Raw genomic sequence first — 16076 nt, 5'->3', positions numbered from 1 at the left:
GGGCGCTCAGGCGTATCCGTGCTTGGTTCAGCCTAGGCGCAAAAGGTGAAGGAATGATCGACGGCGGGGAGGCAATCCGAAAGCTGGCGCTCAACGTCGCCCGCTATACCGGCCTCGCACCGCTGGCCAAACCGCTGGTCGGCGGTATTGGCGCCATCCTCATGCTGCACCGCGTTACGGCAAAGCCCGAAAAGCCCGACAGCGTCAACCGTCATCTCAACATTGCGCCCGGCTTCCTCGACGCCATGATCGCCGGCCTGAAGGCGGATGGCTACGCTTTCGTCTCGATGGACGAGGCGGTGGAGCGTATCGCGGCGCGCGGCAAGGGCGGCCAATTCGCCGCCATCACCGCCGACGACGCCTATCGCGACAACATGACCGAGGCTTTGCCGGTGCTCGAAAAGCACGGCGCGCCGATCACCATCTATGTGGCTCCCGGGCTGATCAACGGCACCGCGGATCTGTGGTGGGACGTGGTAGAGGATCTCGTTAACGCAGGCGATCGCCTGACCCTGACGACGTCCGACGGGCAAACGACGATCGACTGCGCCAGCCCGGCCAAAAAGCTCCAGGCCATCGCACGGCTGCACACCTATCTCACCACCGAGGTTCGCGAGGAGGACCTGCGCGCCGTGCTGCGCGAACTGGCGCATGCGAACGGCGTCGATGCCGGCCGGCCGCGCGTAGACACGCTGATGACCTGGTCGGAGATCCGCGCGATCGCAGCGCATCCGCTGGTGACGATCGGCGCCCATACGATCAACCACAGCAATCTGAAACGGCTTTCAGAAGCCGATGCGCGGCACGAAATCGTCGGGGTGAAGTCCATCCTGCGAGCCGAGCTGGGCGAGGAGCCGCGCCATTTCGCCTATCCCTACGGCTATGCCAGCGCCGTCGGCTGCCGCGAAGTGGGCTTTGTCCGCGATGCCGGCTATACTTCGGCCGTGACCACACGTCATGGCGTGCTGCGCGCCGAACACGCCGGCTTCCTGCAAGCATTGCCGCGCATCTCGGTGAACGGCCGCTACCAGAACCTCGCCCACATCCGCACCATGCTGTCGGGCGTGACGACGCCGCTCGCCAACGCCGGTAAGATGGTGGTCACCATCTGACGCCGGCCGGCCACGGTTCAGCGCTTGGGTCGGGGCTCCAGCATCAGCCATTTGATGATGCCCATCGCCGGCAGCACCCAGAGCAGGCCGCTCAGCAGGAAGAATAGGAAATGCGTCCACGGACCCGCCTCGGACAATCGGGCGACCGCGAAGATCGATGCGACCAGCGCATAGATGATGACAAGCGCCACCAGCAGGAACATTCCGATCAGCTTTTTCAGGCGCACGGGCATGGTTGGCCTCCTGGAGCTGGGTAAAGGTGCGGCCCAGCTCAATGTGTCGGCTTCGCATAGAACCTGACGCGAAGCTGCGCAACCCGGCAGACGCGGCGCGACGGCGTGCCGCGCCGCCCGGTCTTGCATGCGGGAATGCGATGGTCCACCAATCCGCGACTTCAACCTGCCGGGATAAATCCATGGCCGCCATCACTGCCGCGCCTTACGAGGCGCGTGACCGCGATCTGCACAACCGCGCGCTGGTGCGTGGCTGGCTTTACGTCGTGCTTCTGGTGCTGTTCGCGCTGGTGCTGGTCGGCGGCGCCACAAGGCTCACCGAGTCCGGCCTGTCGATCACCGAGTGGCAGCCGATCCACGGCGTCATTCCGCCGCTCAACGACGCCGAATGGCAAGAGGAATTCCAGCGCTATCAGCAGATCCCGCAATATGCCGAGCTCAACAAGGGCATGAGCATCGAGGCATTCAAGTCGATCTTCTGGTGGGAGTGGGCGCATCGTCTCCTGGCGCGCAGCGTCGGTCTGGTCTTTGCCTTGCCGCTGCTGTTCTTCTGGGCGGCGCGCCGCATCGAGCGCGGACTGGGGCCGAAGCTGGTCGGCATCCTGCTTCTCGGCGGTCTGCAGGGCGCCATCGGCTGGTGGATGGTTGCCTCGGGTCTGGTCGACCGCGTCTCGGTCAGCCAGTATCGGCTCGCCACCCATCTGACGCTTGCCGCCCTGATCTTCACGGCGACCATGGTCGTCGCGCGTGGCCTGGCGCCGCATTCGGAGCCAGCGGCCGATCGCTCGACCCAGAAAATGGCTGGTTTCATAGTGCTTCTGGCGCTGATCCAGATCTATCTCGGCGGTCTGGTCGCCGGGCTCGACGCCGGCCTGAGCTACAACACCTGGCCACTGATGGACGGAAAGATCATCCCCGGCGATCTGCTGATCCTGGAGCCGGCATGGCGCAATTTCTTCGAAAGCCCCAAGACGGTGCAGTTCGTGCATCGGATCGGCGCCTACACGGTGTTCGTCGTCGCCCTGTGGCACATGATCGCCACGCGTCGCCGTCTGCCCGGCTCAACGCATGCTCGTCGCGCGACGCTGTTGTTTGCCCTGGTGCTGGCGCAGGCCTCCATTGGCATCGGCACGCTATTGATGCATGTGCCGCTGCACATGGCGCTGATCCACCAGGGATTCGCGTTGATCGTGCTGGGGTTCGCCGCCGCGCATTGGCGCGGGACCAAGGGCGCCTATCCCTTGCCCCACGAGATCGCCGTCGGACGCTGAGTTTCGCCGGTCGCATCCAGAACGTTCGACTGCGCCATCGTCTTGTCGCCGTCGAATTCCGCCTGACGCAAGGCGGCACGGATCAGAAGCCGAGCCGTACCGTTCGGATCGCTGCTGCGACCGACAGTTCGCGGTTCTCCTCGACCGCGTTGTCGTCCTCATGGTGCCACGAGGCCGACAGGCAGCCATAGGCGATGGCGTGGTCCAGTATTGCCGCCGGCGTCTGGCCCAGCGTTCGCGCAAAGACTTCGGCCATCCCGGCAATCCGTTGGGGATCGAGACAAAGGTCGTCGCGATCAAGGGGATTGTAGAACATGTTCGCGGCATCGAATCCGGGGTCGCCGAGAACGCCCTTCGGGTCTAACGCCAGCCAGCCGCGTGCTCCGTGCATGATGTTGTCGTGATGGAGGTCGCCATGCAGCGGCCTGACATCATGCGGACCACTCAGCAGCCGGTCGGCGATTTCCGCCGCTTCGACATAAAGGCTGTTCCGGCCATCGACACGGTCGGTCTCCGCTTTCTTGAACAGGCTGGAAAACCGTTCCCGAAGCGGCTGCAGGTCGGCCGGGGCGGGGTGATCCGATGGCGAAAACAGCTTTGCCATCACCTCCGCCGCGATTTCTGTGGCGGCCAAATCTCCCTGCTCGGCAAGAACATGCGACAGCATGGTCTCCCCGGCATATTCGAGCAGCATGGAGTGCCCGTCGCGGCCCAGCAGCCGCACGGCGCCTTCGCCGCGCCGCCAGGCAAGGAAATGCTCGCCGCGCAACTCGTCTGCGACGTCATCGAAGGGCTTCAGCGCCTTGACGATCGCCGGCGACCCGTCCTCGCGCCGCACCTTCCAGATGCGGCTCGAAAACGTCTCGGCGATGAGCTCGGGCGCGCTGACCTTCCAGCGGTCCGGAAATGCCGGTGCCCCCATCAGAGGCCGAGCATCAGGTCCATGTTCTGCACGGCAGCCCCCGATGCCCCTTTGCCGAGATTGTCGTAGACGGCGAGCAGCAGGGCCTGCGCGCGCTTGTCATTGGCAAAGACGTAGAGTTTCATGCGGTTGGTGCCATTGTAGATTTCGGGATCAATCTCCGGAATGCGTTCCAGATGCGCATAGGGCGCCACTTCGACCACGCCGCCCTTGATGGCGGCGAAATGGTCGGCGATGGCTGCATGGAGTTCCGCACCGGTCGGCACATGGTCGAGGCCACCGAGCTGCAGCGGCACCACCGTGATCATGCCTTGCGCGAAATTGCCCACCCCTGGCTGCATGATCGGATCGTGCGACAGCTTCGCATAGGCCCTGAGCTCCGGCACGTGCTTGTGCTGGAGGGTGAGCCCGTAGGGCAGAAATTCAGGGGCATCCTGGCCCTTGGCGACATAGTCCTCGATCATCGGGCGGCCGCCGCCCGAATAACCCGAGATGCCGTTGACGGTGACCGGGAAATCCGCAGGCAGCAGGCCGGCGACGACCAGCGGCCGCAGCGTCGCGATCGGTCCCTGCGGCCAGCAGCCGGGATTGGCGACGCGTTTTGCCGCCCCGATCTTCTTCGCCTGCTCCTTGTCCATCTCGGCAAAGCCATATTCCCAGCCTTGCGCGACGCGATGCGCGGTCGAGGCATCGATGACCCTGGTGGTCTCGTTGGAGATCAGCGACACGCTCTCCTTCGCCGCATCGTCCGGCAGGCACAGGATCGCAACGTCGGCGGCATTGAGGAATTCGGCTCGCGCCGCCGTTTCCTTGCGGCGCTCGGCGGGAATTGAAATGATCTCCAGGTCGCCGCGCTCGGCAAGCAGCGCCCGGATCTGGAGGCCGGTGGTGCCGTGCTCGCCGTCGATGAAGATTTTCGGTTTCATTGGCTGATCAAATTCCCTGATATCGAAAACTATATGCCGTTGCCTTGATTCACGGCGGCGCCGTTGTGGCTGCCGTTGTTCAGCTCTTCGAGCCGTGCTTTCCGCTCGGCCAGCAGGCCGAGATACTGCATGGCGATCATCGAGCCGGCAATCGCCGTTATATCGGCGTGATCGTAGGCCGGCGCAACCTCCACGACGTCGGCCCCGACAATATCGATCTGGTTGAGCTGGCGCAGCGTCGACAGGATCTTTGCAGAGGACGGCCCGCCGGCGACCGGCGTGCCGGTGCCGGGTGCATAGGCAGGATCAAGGCAGTCGATATCAAAGGTGAGATAGGTCTTCTTGCCGCCCGTCCTGTCGACGATGGCGTAGGCGATGTCGGATGCACGCATCTCCTCGATCTCATGACCGTAGAGGATCTTGATGCCGAATGTGTCGGGCGCGTGGGTGCGGATGCCAATCTGGATCGAGCGGTCGGGATCGATAATGCCTTCCTTGACCGCGCGGCCGACGAAGGATCCGTGGTCGATGCGTTTGCCGTCATCCTCCCAGGTATCCTGGTGCGCATCGAACTGCACCAGAGCGAGCGGGCCATGGATTGCGGCATGTGCCCTGAGCAGCGGCCAGGTGACGAAATGGTCGCCGCCCAGCGACAGCAGGAAAGCACCTGACTTCAGGATCTTGGCCGCCTCGCGTTCGATCGTCCCCGGCGTCTTCTGGTGGTTGCCGGTATCAAGCAGACAATCGCCATAGTCGACCACCGCAAGGTGCTCGAACAGATCGCGCGAAAAGGGATATTGCGGATCGTTGTCGAGGATTGCCGAGGCGCGGCGGATCGCCTGCGGCCCAAAACGCGCGCCGGGCCGATTGGTGACGGCGGCATCGAAAGGGATGCCCCAAACCACAGCGTCCGCGCCTTTCACGTCCTTCGTATATCTGCGTCGCATGAACGACAGCGCGCCGGCATAGGTCGGCTCGAACGAGGCGCCCGTCTTTGAGCGGGCGGTGAAGGCATGGTCGATGTTCTTGTTCGCCATTACGGATCCTTGGTTTTCATCGGGGTGCAACAACTACAGAACCGGCACGCAACATGCCAGTCACAGCTTGGGGAAACGAAACGGCGCGGCCGCGGTGCCGCCGCGAGACAGGATTGTATCATCATGACACAGACCGCGTTTCTTGATTCTCCCCGTGGCGCGGTGTCGATCCAGGCCGGCACGGTGGCGGGTGAGCGGTTCCTGGTTCTCGATTCGTGGCGCGGCATCTGCGCCCTGCTGGTGGCGCTGTTCCACTTCCCGACCGCTTCGACGATCTCGCAAAGCGCCTTTGTCGGTTCGTCCTATCTGTTCGTCGACTTCTTCTTCGTTCTCTCCGGTTTCGTCATCGCCAGCTCCTATGGCTGGCGGCTGAACCAGCCGCGGGAGGTCGCACGCTTTGCGCTGGTGCGCTTCGGCCGCATCTATCCGCTGCACTTTCTCATGCTCGCCGCTTTTGCCGGATTCGAGCTGCTGCGGCTGATGCTGCCGCAGGTGCATGGCGCCGGTGCCGCTCCCTTCACCGGCGGCTTCAGCCTCGAGAGCCTGCTCAGCAATCTGCTGCTGCTCCAGGGGGTCGGTTTCGAGGACCAATTGACCTGGAATGCGCCAAGCTGGAGCATTTCGGCGGAGTTCTTCGCCTATCTGTTGTTCGCGGGAGTGGTCTTCACCGCCGGCGCACGCGCCTGGGTGTGGTTTGTCGCCGCCGCCATCACCGCGCCGCTGTTCCTGCTTGGCTTCTCGACCCACCATATGGATGTGTCCTTCGATTTCGGCTTCATACGCTGCCTGTACGGCTTCTCGCTCGGCGCCTTGCTTGCCTGGTTCCAGCATGATTCCATTGCAGGCGCGCGACAGGCGCTTGCCCGGACCGGCCCGCTGCTGAGCTGGACCCTTGCCGAAATCGTCATGGCGGCTGTCATTGTGCTTTTCGTCGCGCTGGCGGGCGACAATGATGCCGGGATCGCAGCACCGCTGGTGTTTGCACTGGCATTGTTTCTCTTTGCTCATGAGGGCGGCTGGATCAGCGTCTTTCTGAGAACCCCACTCATGCTGACGCTCGGCGCGCTGTCCTACTCGATCTACATGGTCCACATCTTCGTCCAGGCGCGCATGATCAACGTCGCCGGCCTGGTCGAGCGCAAGCTCGGCCTCGGTCTTGTCGGCGACATCGTCTTGCGCGGAGAACCGGCGACCGGCTTCGGCTCCGGCTGGGCGGGGGACGTTGCGATCCTCGTCATGCTTATTGCCACGATAGCTGTCTCCTGGATCACCTGGCGTTGCGTCGAAATGCCTGCGATGGCCTGGTCCCGCCGACTGTCGAAACGCATCTGAGGCGACATATCGCGGCAACCGCCAGCCGGCTTCGTTCACCCAGATGTCACGGGCATCGCCTATTCCCGGTTCGATCCGGAATGGAGCGATTCTCGATGCGGACCTTCTGGCCGAGCCTTCTGCTTTCCGTCACGCTGGCGGCTTCCGCCAGCCAGTCAATGGCGGGCGAAACCCGCGCCAGGCAGATCCTCGACCGCTTCGAACATGCCAACCATTGGCGCGACCACGTCATGGTGGCCGCGCATCGCGCCGGCAGCATGCAGGCCGGCAAGACGCTCTATGCGGAAAATTCGCTCGCCGCCGTCGAAGGCTCGATCGCGATCGGCGCCGAGATCGTCGAGGTCGACATCCGGCGCTCGAAGGACGGCGAGTTTGTCGTCATGCATGACAGCTGGCTTGATCGCACCACGACCTGCAAGGGTGAGGTGGTTAAATACACGCTGGCCGAACTGAAGAGTTGCCGGCTGGTGATCGAAGGCACGGGCGCCGTCACCGACGAGACAGTCTCGACGCTGCGCGAGATGCTGCTGGCGACCCGGGACAAGATCCTCATCAATCTCGACAACAAGCTCGAGGTTGGGGACCTGTCGGGTATGGTCGCGGTGGCGCGAGATCTCGGCATGGCCGACCAGGTCATCGTCAAGGAGAACCTGTGGAACCAGACCAGGATCGCTACGGTGAAGGCTGCCATGGAAGCGGTCGGCGGCGGCTTCCAGTTTATGCCGATCATCGCCGACGACGCAGTGCATGACGCCGGTTTCGCCGCGACGGTCGACCATGCTTTTGCGCCGCGCGCGATCGAGCTGATCAACTGGCGCGCCGGCGCGGAGACATTGACCGAGACTGGCGGGCCGCTGTTCAGCACGCGCATGCGCGCGGCCGCGGTGAGGGGCGACTGGCACATCTGGGCCGACACCTATGCCATCGTCAACAAACCGGGCGGCTTCCTTGCCGGCGGCCGCGGCGATGAACTGGCGGTTCAGGCCAGCCTGCCGCGCGAAGCTTGGGGCTTCTGGGCCGATCGCGGCGCCACCATCATCCAGACCGATGAGCCAAAAGCGGCGATAGGCTGGCTCGCCGCGAACGGTTTTCGCGTGCCCTATGCGGACGAGGGCCGACCGGCCGAGCCGGCGAGCACGGCAAGTATTAATTAGGCGGCTGAAGCTGCCGATCTCCCCCTTTCTGGGGCCACGAAGGGAGGTCGGCTCGTTGCCATCCTCGCCAAACAAAAAGGCCGCCCGGAGGCGGCCTTTCGATTGTGAAGCTGCGTGCGCTTAGCGCTTCGAGAACTGGAACGAACGACGGGCCTTCGCCTTGCCGTACTTCTTGCGTTCGACGACGCGGCTGTCGCGAGTCAGGAAGCCGCCCTTTTTGAGCACGGCACGCAGCGCCGGCTCGTAATAGGTCAGCGCCTTGGAGATGCCGTGACGCACAGCGCCGGCCTGGCCCGAAAGGCCGCCGCCGATGACCGTGGCGATGATGTCGTACTGGCCCGAGCGGTTGGCGGCGATGATGGGCTGGTTGAGGATCATCTGCAGGACCGGACGCGCGAAATAGGTCGCGAATTCCTTGTCGTTGACGACGATCTTGCCCGAACCTGGCTTCACCCAAACACGCGCGATGGCGTTCTTGCGCTTGCCGGTGGCATAGGCGCGGCCCGACTTGTCGAGCTTCTGGACATGGACGGGTGCCGCGGCCTGCGTATTGGTGTTGCCGGTGGCGGCGCCCAGTTCTGCGAGCGAGGAAAGCTCAGCCATCTTATGCGACCTTCTTGTTCTTGGAATTCAGCTTGGCCACGTCGAGGACTTCTGGCTGCTGGGCGACATGCGGATGCTCGGCGCCTGCATAGACGCGCAGGTTCTTCATCTGGCGACGGCCGAGCGGGCCACGCGGAACCATGCGCTCAACGGCCTTCTCGACGACACGCTCGGGGAAACGGCCTTCGAGCAGCTGGCGCGCGGTGCGCTCCTTGATGCCGCCGGGATGGCCGGTGTGCCAATAATAGACCTTGTCGGTAAACTTCTTGCCGGTGAACACCACCTTGTCGGCATTGATGACGATGACATTGTCGCCGTCGTCGACATGCGGGGTGAAGGTCGGCTTGTGCTTGCCGCGAAGATGATTGGCGATAACGGTGGCGAGACGGCCGACGACGAGACCTTCGGCGTCGATCAGGATCCACTTTTTCACCACATCCGCAGGCTTCTGCGAAAAGGTTGTCATGTTTTCTGCTTTCGGTTCGGACCTTCCCCAATCCACAAATGATAAGGAAGGCGTTTCTTGTTGCTTGGATTGGCGAAAAGCGCTTGCCCGCCGCCAATAACAAAACGGCGGCCTTTGCGGGCCGCTGCTTCGTGAGGGCTTATAGGGGAGGGCGAGGATCACGTCAAGGCGAGTGAGAAAGCCGGTGTCAAAGAAACTATAGCGAAAACAGATACTTGGCTTAAAGGTATTATTTTACCACAGCTTGTGGGGCCGCGCGCCTGGTTTGGTGAGTGCTTGCCTCGATTCCCTTGCGGGCCGCGCTCGAAAGTAACGTAGCCCTGACGACTGCGCTGTCATAGTCGATGAACGGCACCGAGACGAGATAGCCCCATTCGGCAAGCGACTCGCATATATCGGGAAGGGCGACAATCATTTCGTGGCTGGAGGATTCTGTAACGGACACGTCCTGCGCGCCCACAATTGCAAGGCTGCAACGGCGTGGGGTACGATATCTTCCGCAGCATCCGCAGCCGAAAAGCAGCCAGGGATATCGGGGAAGCGGATACCGAACGCGCTGTTAGTCTCTTTTTCGACTAGCGCGAAATGGTTCTCCATCTCAGCCTCCGGCATCCCTATTGGTTCAATCGCTAAGATCGTTGCGGCGGGATCGAATAGGTGCCGGTCGCATGTGCCACCGTCTGTCCCTCCGGGCCGGCGACGATGTCGATATCGAACACCATCAGGCTTCTTCCAAGCTTGAGAATCCGGCAATGGCCGTCGACCGGTCCGGCTTGCGCCTTGCGCACGAAGTTGATGTTGAGATTGGTGGTTACCGAGAGCGCGTCCGGGCCGGCATGAGAGAGCACGCAGGCATAGCCGCCTATGTCGGCAAGCGTGAACAGCGACGGGCCCGACACCGTGTCGCCGGGGCGCAGGTGCCGTCCGGAGGCGTTGAGCCGAACCGTGCAGCCGCCGGGAAACACGTCGAGCACCTCATAGAAGCGGAACTGCTCGTTGAGCTGCGGATAGACGCTATTCATCAACGTGTTGGTTTCGGCCGCGCTCAGCACGGGCGTCAGATTGCTTTGGGCGGGCATGGGCGGTTTCCTATATGAAATATGAGAGCTTCGGGCGAGGATGCCTGGACCAAATGTTGCCATGGAGAAAACACGCCTCGCGGCTGTTCTTCAATCGGCAGCATGCTAGTTCTTTTGCTCCATGGCCCGCCAAGCCGGGCAGACAAAGAGGTTTCATATGGCTGAAATCGTCGCCATCAAGCCGGCCGCCGAAGGCCCCGTCCTTGCCAGCCTCGACAAGGGCGTGCTGCGCCTGACGCTTGCCAATCCCCCCGCTAACGCGCTTTCCCTGGCGGTTATGGCGGCGCTGACGGAGGAATTGGACCGCGCCAGGGCCGACAAGGCCGTTCGCGTCATAGTGCTGTCGGCGGCCGGCAAAGTATTCTGCGCCGGCCACGATCTCAAGGAGATGACAGCGCGCCGCGCCGACGCCGATCGCGGCAAGGCCTTCTTCGAAGAGACGTTTGCCGCCTGCGCCACGCTGATGCAGGCGATCGTGCGCCATCCCAAGCCGGTGATCGCCGAAGTCGATGGCCTGGCCACCGCCGCCGGCCTGCAGCTTGTCGCCAGTTGCGACCTCGCCATCGCCTCGCATGAGGCGACCTTCTGCACGCCGGGCGTCAACATCGGCCTGTTCTGCTCGACGCCGATGGTGGCGCTGTCTCGCAACGTCTCGCGCAAGCACGCCATGGAAATGCTCCTGACTGGCGAAACCATCGATGCCGCGACCGCCAAGGAGTTCGGCTTGGTCAACCGCGTCGTGCCGCGCGAGTACCTGAATCAGATTGTCAACAAATACGCACAAACCATTGCTTCAAAATCATCTTCGGTGGTGAAGACCGGCAAGGAAGCGTTTTACGCGCAGGCCGAGATGGGGCTGGCGGATGCCTATGCTTATACCGGCCGGGTCATGGTCGAGAACATGCTGGCGCGTGACGCCCAGGAGGGCATCGGCGCCTTCATTGGCAAACGCAAACCGGAATGGACCGACGAATAAGGACGAAAGTCATGGAGCCGCGCATCTCCATCATCACCATCGCCACCGACGATCTCGATCGTGCGGTGCGCTTCTACGAGACGATGGGCCTGAAGCGTCATGCCGGCATCACCGATGGCGTCGCCTTCTTCCAGATGGGTGGTGTTATACTCGGCCTGTTCCCGCGCGTCAGCGCCGAGGAGGATTCCGGCATCACCTTCGCCAAGGCGCCTTCCGCCGTCTATCTCGCCTACAACACCCGCTCCGATGCCGAAGTCGACGCGGTGCTTGCGATGGCTGAAAAGGCCGGCGGCCGCATCGTCAAGCCGGCAGGCCGTGCCTTCTGGGGCGGCTGGTACGGCTATTTCGCCGATGCCGACGGACATGTCTGGGAAGTGGCGCACAACCCGGCCTTTCCGATCGCGGAAGACGGTACGATCTCGCTGCCCGATTGATGGCTCACCGCAGGCAGTTGACGCGGCTCAAGGCGCCCTATCTCAAGCGCATTCTGCTCGATTCCGAGCGGGTGACCGATTGGGAAAAATACCCGTGGAAGCTGCCGCTGTTTCGCGGTCACGCCTTCGAACTCGAATTCACCACACCAATTACCATCATCGTCGGTGAGAACGGTACCGGCAAATCGACATTGCTCGAGGCGATCGGCGCGCTCGCCGGTTACGACGAAGCCGGAGGCGGCAAGGGCTACCGGCCTGTCGATCATTCCGGCGCCATCGACAGGAGTGGTGCCGCGCTGGCAGATACCTTCCGTGGCCATTGGTTGCCAAAAGTCACCGCCGGCTGGTTCTTTCGCGCCGAATCCTTCTACTCGGTGGCTCGCTATCTCGACCAGGTGGCCCTGGAAGATCCGTTCAACCCACCTCCGCCCGACTTTCTGTCCTGGTCGCATGGCGAAGGGTTCATCCGCTTCTTCGAGGAACGTTGCCGCAGGCAAGGCATCTACATCCTCGACGAGCCCGAAAGTGCGCTGTCTCCATCGCGCCAGATCGAACTTCTCAAGATGCTGCGGCGCATGGATCGGTCGGGCACTGCGCAAGTGATCATGGCGACGCATTCGCCGCTGCTGATGGCCTGTCCAGGCGCGCGGCTGTTCCGCATCAGCCGGTTCGGGCTGGATTCGACCAATTTTCGTGATACGGACCACTTCCGCATGATGCGCGATTTCAGCAGTGATCCTGATGGCTTTCTCGCCGAGGCGTTGTATGAGGACGAGCCATGAATCACGATAGCTACGACAACGCCTACATCGCCGGCATCCTCAATTCGGTGAAGACCATCGCCATGGTCGGCGCGTCTGCCAACGACGTGCGGCCGAGCTATTTCGTGTTGAAATACCTGCTGGCCAAGGGGTTTGAGGTGTTCCCCATCAATCCGGGCCATGCCGGCAAGCAGATACTCGGCCGTACGGTCTATGGCAGCCTTGCCGAGATTGCGCAGCCGATCGACATGGTCGACATCTTCCGCGCCTCGGCGGCGGTCCCCGGCGTTGTCGACCAGGTGCTGAAGCTCGATCCTCTGCCGAAAGTGATCTGGATGCAGCTCGGCGTGCGCCACGACGAAGCCGCCGCGCGCGCCGAAGCCGCCGGCATCAAGGTGGTGATGAACCGCTGCCCCAAGATCGAATATGGCAAGCTGTCCGGCGAGATCGGCTGGACCGGGGTCAATTCCGGTGTGCTGTCGTCGAAGAAGCCGCTGATGCGGTCGGGGTTCCAGAGTTTCGGCGTGCGGCAAAAATAGACAAGGGGAAGGCGCAAAATTATTCCGGCAGGAGCCGTATTTTCCTGCTGCCTGGTCGAAGATGACACGCCGAAGGGTATTTTCTTCTTTGCATTCGTGGTCGAGCTTGGCCAAGAATGGCCGGCGAATTCAGAATTTTTTCGAGGGAGGTTTCAGTGACCCGCACGCCCGGTTTCAACACGCTCGCCGTCCATGCCGGCGCCAAGCCCGATCCGGCCACCGGCGCACGCGCCACGCCGATCTACCAGACGACCTCCTTTGTCTTCGACGACGCTGATCATGCTGCCTCGCTGTTCGGGCTGAAGGCCTTCGGCAACATCTACACCCGCATCATGAACCCGACGCAGGCGGTGCTCGAAGAGCGCATAGCGGCGCTCGAGGGCGGCACGGCCGCCCTTGCGGTCGCGTCCGGCCACGCCGCCCAGGTAATCGTGTTCCACAATCTGTTGCAGCCGGGCGACAATTTCATCGCCGCCAACAAGCTCTATGGCGGTTCGATCAACCAGTTCGGCCATGCCTTCAAGAACTTTGGCTGGGAGGTGCGCTGGGCCGAAGCGAACGATCCGTCAACCTTCGAGAGCCAGATCGATGACAAGACCAAGGCGATCTTCATCGAGAGTCTGGCCAATCCCGGCGGCACCTTCGTCGATATCGAGAAGATCGGCGACATCGCGCGCAAGCATGGCCTGCCGCTGATCGTCGACAACACCCTGGCCTCGCCCTACCTGATCCGGCCGATCGAGCACGGCGCCGACATTGTCGTCCATTCGCTGACCAAGTTCATTGGCGGTCACGGCAACTCGATCGGCGGCGCCATCGTCGATGGCGGCACGTTCGACTGGTCGAAATCAGGGAAGTACCCGATGCTGTCAGAACCGCGCCCCGAATATGGCGGCCTGGTGCTGCACGAAACCTTCGGCAATTTCGCCTTCGCCATCGCCGCGCGCGTGCTTGGCCTGCGCGATCTCGGCCCGGCGATCTCGCCGTTCAACGCCTTCCTCATTCTGACAGGCCTCGAAACCTTGCCGCTGCGCATGCAACGCCACTGCGACAATGCGATCACCGTCGCGGGCTGGCTGTCCAACCATCCCAAGGTGGCCTGGGTCAACTATCCCGGCCTTCCCAGCGACAAGAACAACGCCCTGCAAAAGAAATACTCGCCGCAAGGCGCCGGCGCGGTCTTCACCTTCGGCCTCAAGGGCGGTTACGACGCCGGCGTCAAATTCGTCGAAGCGTTGGAGTTGTTCTCGCACTTGGCCAATGTCGGCGACACCAAGTCCTTGGTCATCCATCCGGCGTCGACCACGCACCGACAACTGTCCGACGAGCAGAAAGTCAAGGCGGGTGCGGGACCGGACACGGTGCGGCTGTCGATCGGCATCGAAGACGTTACCGACATCGTCGCCGACCTCGAACAGGCACTCGCCAAAGTTTGATCTGTTCTCTCCCTCGTAGGAGGGTCGGCGCAAAGCGCCGGGTTAGGGCGAGCCGGCCCGAGGCCGGTTCTTTCATGGAGGCAAATCCTGTCCGCGCATTACCTGATGATATCGACGGACTCTGTCGACGCCGAAGAAGGCGCGCCGGCGCCCGATCGTCTGATCTCGGGCGATCCGAAATTCCGCACCTGGAACGTCGAGGAGCGCGAAGGCGGCCTTTATGCCGGTATCTGGGAATCGACTCCGGGCAAGTGGCGCATCGTCTACGATGAATGGGAATTCTGTCACATCCTCTCCGGCGTTTCGGTGATCGAAGAAGAGGGTGGCAAAGCGCGCACCGTCAGGGCCGGCGACAGCTTCGTGCTGCGGCCTGGCTTCAAGGGAAGCTGGGAAGTGCTTGAAACCACCCGCAAGGAGTATGTGATCAGGCTGTGATCCTTTGCCGCGCGCAGCTCACAGCCCAGGCCTGCGCTCCTTCAGAAGCCGACGGTGAGCGCTTCCAGCCCGTGGAAATGATACGTGTCGCGGAAGCTTGGGCTTTCGGCAAGACGGAGCTTTGGGTGCCGCTCGAACAAGGTTTTCAGCGACACCTGCAACTCGAGCCTGGCCAGGGGCGCGCCGATGCAGAAATGGATGCCGGCGCCGAACGACACGTTCTTCTGGTCGGCACGATCCGGCCGGAAGGCCCGCGGCTCGGCAAAGGCATGAGGGTCATGGTTGGCCATGCCAAGCAGCAGACCGATCGTCTGGCCGGGCTGCACGACGATCCCGGGAGCGATTTCGATCTCCTGGTAGGCGTAACGCGTGAACATGTGCAGCGGCGCGTCGAAGCGCAGGCATTCCTCGACAGCGACCGTGGTCGCTTCAGGTGAGGTGAAGAAACGACGTGGGTCGCCGCCTTGCGCAAGGATCGTGCGCACCGCATTGCCGGTCTGGTGCACGGTGGCTTCGTGGCCGGCATTGAGCAGCAGGATCGCCGAGGACACCATTTCGGCTTCCGACAATTTTTGGCCGTCCTCCTGCGCCGAGATCAGCAGCGACAGCAGGTCGTCGCCGGGATTTTTGCGCCGTTCGGCTATGGTGCCGCGCAGGAAATCGGCGAAATCCTGAGCCGCGCGATTGGCCGTCTCCTCGGTCTCGCGGGTGCGGCCATGCACGTACATGGCGACCATTCGATGTGACCAGTCGAGCAGTTGCGGTCCCATTTCGACCGGCACGCCGAGCATCTCGGCGATGATGGTGATGGGCAGGGGAGAAGCGAAGGCGGGCAGCAGGTCGACTTGCTTGCCCGGCTCGAAACGATCGATCAGCTCGTTGGCGAGCGCCTCCACGCGCGGCCGCAGTCGCTCGACCTGGCGCGAGACGAAGGCGCGGTTGACCAGTGTTCGAAGCCGCGTGTGCACCGGCGGCTCCAGTTCCAGCATGGAATTGGCTTCGATGCCGTCGAACGCCTTGAGATGTGTTCTATCCCGGCCGATGCCACGACTGTCGGGAATGCCCGCCGGGTTCTGGCGGCCGAAGCGGCGGTCGCGCAACAGCTTGTTGACGTCCTCGAAGCCGCCAAAGCACCAGAACCCGAATTCTTCCCAGAAAAAGACGTTCGATGCAGCGTGCAGGAACGCGTAGGCCTCGTACGGATCCTGGAAGAAAGCCCGCTCATGCGGGTCTAGCCTCAGGCGACGGGTCGCTGGATCAAAGGCGAGGTAGGATGGCGTCGATTTGGTCATGCCAGACCAATAGCGCGGCTTGCCAGCCTGGTTCCAGACCGTATGTTGGCGCCCGCAATCCAATGCGT

The 16076-nt window shown here is 62.7% G+C and carries 19 protein-coding genes; 10 read left to right on the top strand and 9 right to left on the bottom strand.

The window, feature by feature from the left end; all coding sequences use genetic code 11:
- Positions 1-53 precede the first annotated feature (53 nt).
- Positions 54-1112, top strand: coding sequence for a polysaccharide deacetylase family protein (locus LB533_RS08995; protein WP_224677037.1), 1059 nt, complete (start codon positions 54-56; stop codon positions 1110-1112).
- 17 nt (positions 1113-1129) lie between these two features.
- On the opposite strand, the gene LB533_RS08990 is transcribed toward LB533_RS08995, so the two are convergent.
- Positions 1130-1345: a DUF2842 domain-containing protein gene (locus tag LB533_RS08990; protein ID WP_140522178.1), complete on the bottom strand. Its 216-nt coding sequence runs from the start codon at positions 1343-1345 to the stop codon at positions 1130-1132.
- Positions 1346-1527: 182 nt separating this feature from the next.
- Here LB533_RS08990 and LB533_RS08985 point away from each other — a divergent pair, with 182 nt between their 5' ends.
- Positions 1528-2616 (top strand): COX15/CtaA family protein, encoded by a 1089-nt coding sequence (locus LB533_RS08985; RefSeq protein ID WP_140637824.1) that lies wholly within the window; start codon positions 1528-1530, stop codon positions 2614-2616.
- 82 nt (positions 2617-2698) lie between these two features.
- On the opposite strand, the gene LB533_RS08980 is transcribed toward LB533_RS08985, so the two are convergent.
- Genes LB533_RS08980 through speB form a run of 3 tightly spaced genes read right to left on the bottom strand, consistent with a single transcriptional unit; the run spans position 2699 to position 5501 of the window.
- Positions 2699-3541 carry an aminoglycoside phosphotransferase family protein gene (locus tag LB533_RS08980; protein WP_224677152.1) on the bottom strand — a complete coding sequence of 281 codons (843 nt, stop codon included), beginning with the start codon at positions 3539-3541 and terminating at the stop codon, positions 2699-2701.
- Complete coding sequence (gene argC, locus LB533_RS08975) at positions 3538-4464, bottom strand: N-acetyl-gamma-glutamyl-phosphate reductase (protein WP_224677036.1); 927 nt, start codon at positions 4462-4464, stop codon at positions 3538-3540. Before argC ends, LB533_RS08980 begins: the two co-directional genes overlap by 4 nt.
- 29 nt (positions 4465-4493) lie before the next feature.
- Positions 4494-5501, bottom strand: a complete 1008-nt coding sequence (speB, locus tag LB533_RS08970; RefSeq protein ID WP_224677035.1) for an agmatinase — start codon at positions 5499-5501, stop codon at positions 4494-4496.
- A 123-nt stretch (positions 5502-5624) separates the two neighbouring features.
- On the opposite strand from speB, the gene LB533_RS08965 reads away from it, so the two are divergent.
- Positions 5625-6833, top strand: coding sequence for an acyltransferase family protein (locus LB533_RS08965; protein ID WP_224677034.1), 1209 nt, complete (start codon positions 5625-5627; stop codon positions 6831-6833).
- A gap of 95 nt (positions 6834-6928) precedes the next feature.
- On the top strand, positions 6929-7987 hold the full coding sequence (locus LB533_RS08960; protein WP_224677033.1) for a glycerophosphodiester phosphodiesterase family protein: 1059 nt from the start codon (positions 6929-6931) through the stop codon (positions 7985-7987).
- Between the two features lie 120 nt (positions 7988-8107).
- On the opposite strand, the gene rpsI is transcribed toward LB533_RS08960, so the two are convergent.
- From rpsI to LB533_RS08940, 4 genes are all read right to left on the bottom strand, one after another.
- The gene (gene rpsI, locus LB533_RS08955) at positions 8108-8590 is read right to left on the bottom strand and encodes a 30S ribosomal protein S9 (RefSeq protein ID WP_140637829.1); all 483 of its coding nucleotides are present in this window, start codon (positions 8588-8590) and stop codon (positions 8108-8110) included.
- 1 nt (position 8591) lies between these two features.
- Complete coding sequence (rplM, locus tag LB533_RS08950; protein WP_010915638.1) at positions 8592-9056, bottom strand: 50S ribosomal protein L13; 465 nt, start codon at positions 9054-9056, stop codon at positions 8592-8594.
- Positions 9057-9467: 411 nt separating this feature from the next.
- Positions 9468-9653 carry a type II toxin-antitoxin system HicB family antitoxin gene (locus LB533_RS30100; RefSeq protein ID WP_224677032.1) on the bottom strand — a complete coding sequence of 62 codons (186 nt, stop codon included), beginning with the start codon at positions 9651-9653 and terminating at the stop codon, positions 9468-9470.
- Between the two features lie 32 nt (positions 9654-9685).
- Positions 9686-10135 carry a PaaI family thioesterase gene (locus tag LB533_RS08940; protein ID WP_140637831.1) on the bottom strand — a complete coding sequence of 150 codons (450 nt, stop codon included), beginning with the start codon at positions 10133-10135 and terminating at the stop codon, positions 9686-9688.
- A gap of 157 nt (positions 10136-10292) precedes the next feature.
- On the opposite strand from LB533_RS08940, the gene LB533_RS08935 reads away from it, so the two are divergent.
- The 6 genes from LB533_RS08935 to LB533_RS08910 all read left to right on the top strand — a co-directional run bounded on the left by LB533_RS08935 (position 10293) and on the right by LB533_RS08910 (position 14716).
- Complete coding sequence (locus tag LB533_RS08935) at positions 10293-11111, top strand: enoyl-CoA hydratase (RefSeq protein WP_224677031.1); 819 nt, start codon at positions 10293-10295, stop codon at positions 11109-11111.
- Positions 11112-11122: 11 nt separating this feature from the next.
- Positions 11123-11545, top strand: a complete 423-nt coding sequence (locus LB533_RS08930; RefSeq protein ID WP_224677030.1) for a VOC family protein — start codon at positions 11123-11125, stop codon at positions 11543-11545.
- Positions 11545-12327 (top strand): AAA family ATPase, encoded by a 783-nt coding sequence (locus LB533_RS08925; RefSeq protein WP_224677029.1) that lies wholly within the window; start codon positions 11545-11547, stop codon positions 12325-12327. The genes LB533_RS08930 and LB533_RS08925 overlap by 1 nt, the downstream gene beginning before the upstream one ends.
- Positions 12324-12845 carry a CoA-binding protein gene (locus LB533_RS08920; RefSeq protein WP_140637835.1) on the top strand — a complete coding sequence of 174 codons (522 nt, stop codon included), beginning with the start codon at positions 12324-12326 and terminating at the stop codon, positions 12843-12845. Before LB533_RS08925 ends, LB533_RS08920 begins: the two co-directional genes overlap by 4 nt.
- 155 nt (positions 12846-13000) lie before the next feature.
- Positions 13001-14281: an O-acetylhomoserine aminocarboxypropyltransferase gene (locus LB533_RS08915; protein WP_224677028.1), complete on the top strand. Its 1281-nt coding sequence runs from the start codon at positions 13001-13003 to the stop codon at positions 14279-14281.
- A 105-nt stretch (positions 14282-14386) separates the two neighbouring features.
- Entirely contained in the window at positions 14387-14716 is a 330-nt protein-coding gene (locus tag LB533_RS08910) for a cupin domain-containing protein (protein ID WP_224677027.1), read from the top strand.
- A 41-nt stretch (positions 14717-14757) separates the two neighbouring features.
- Here the strand turns inward: LB533_RS08910 and LB533_RS08905 are convergent, their stop codons facing one another.
- Positions 14758-16008: a cytochrome P450 gene (locus tag LB533_RS08905; RefSeq protein ID WP_224677026.1), complete on the bottom strand. Its 1251-nt coding sequence runs from the start codon at positions 16006-16008 to the stop codon at positions 14758-14760.
- Positions 16009-16076 lie beyond the last annotated feature (68 nt).

This window comes from Mesorhizobium sp. BR1-1-13 (genome assembly GCF_020165515.1).
Classification (GTDB): Bacteria; Pseudomonadota; Alphaproteobacteria; order Rhizobiales; family Rhizobiaceae; genus Mesorhizobium.
This window is presented reverse-complemented; position numbering and strand designations above follow the sequence as displayed.

Bases quoted from the DNA above. Each gene is read 5' to 3' on its own strand.
- LB533_RS30100 (WP_224677032.1), bottom strand. From the start codon at position 9,653: ATGGAGAACCATTTCGCGCTAGTCGAAAAAGAGACTAACAGCGCGTTC.
- LB533_RS08990 (WP_140522178.1), bottom strand. From the start codon at position 1,345: ATGCCCGTGCGCCTGAAAAAGCTGATCGGAATGTTCCTGCTGGTGGCG.
- LB533_RS08940 (WP_140637831.1), bottom strand. From the start codon at position 10,135: ATGCCCGCCCAAAGCAATCTGACGCCCGTGCTGAGCGCGGCCGAAACC.
- argC (WP_224677036.1), bottom strand. From the start codon at position 4,464: ATGAAACCGAAAATCTTCATCGACGGCGAGCACGGCACCACCGGCCTC.
- LB533_RS08930 (WP_224677030.1), top strand. From the start codon at position 11,123: ATGGAGCCGCGCATCTCCATCATCACCATCGCCACCGACGATCTCGAT.
- rplM (WP_010915638.1), bottom strand. From the start codon at position 9,056: ATGACAACCTTTTCGCAGAAGCCTGCGGATGTGGTGAAAAAGTGGATC.
- LB533_RS08920 (WP_140637835.1), top strand. From the start codon at position 12,324: ATGAATCACGATAGCTACGACAACGCCTACATCGCCGGCATCCTCAAT.
- LB533_RS08960 (WP_224677033.1), top strand. From the start codon at position 6,929: ATGCGGACCTTCTGGCCGAGCCTTCTGCTTTCCGTCACGCTGGCGGCT.
- speB (WP_224677035.1), bottom strand. From the start codon at position 5,501: ATGGCGAACAAGAACATCGACCATGCCTTCACCGCCCGCTCAAAGACG.
- LB533_RS08925 (WP_224677029.1), top strand. From the start codon at position 11,545: ATGGCTCACCGCAGGCAGTTGACGCGGCTCAAGGCGCCCTATCTCAAG.
- LB533_RS08935 (WP_224677031.1), top strand. From the start codon at position 10,293: ATGGCTGAAATCGTCGCCATCAAGCCGGCCGCCGAAGGCCCCGTCCTT.
- rpsI (WP_140637829.1), bottom strand. From the start codon at position 8,590: ATGGCTGAGCTTTCCTCGCTCGCAGAACTGGGCGCCGCCACCGGCAAC.
- LB533_RS08910 (WP_224677027.1), top strand. From the start codon at position 14,387: ATGATATCGACGGACTCTGTCGACGCCGAAGAAGGCGCGCCGGCGCCC.
- LB533_RS08905 (WP_224677026.1), bottom strand. From the start codon at position 16,008: ATGACCAAATCGACGCCATCCTACCTCGCCTTTGATCCAGCGACCCGT.
- LB533_RS08985 (WP_140637824.1), top strand. From the start codon at position 1,528: ATGGCCGCCATCACTGCCGCGCCTTACGAGGCGCGTGACCGCGATCTG.
- LB533_RS08965 (WP_224677034.1), top strand. From the start codon at position 5,625: ATGACACAGACCGCGTTTCTTGATTCTCCCCGTGGCGCGGTGTCGATC.
- LB533_RS08995 (WP_224677037.1), top strand. From the start codon at position 54: ATGATCGACGGCGGGGAGGCAATCCGAAAGCTGGCGCTCAACGTCGCC.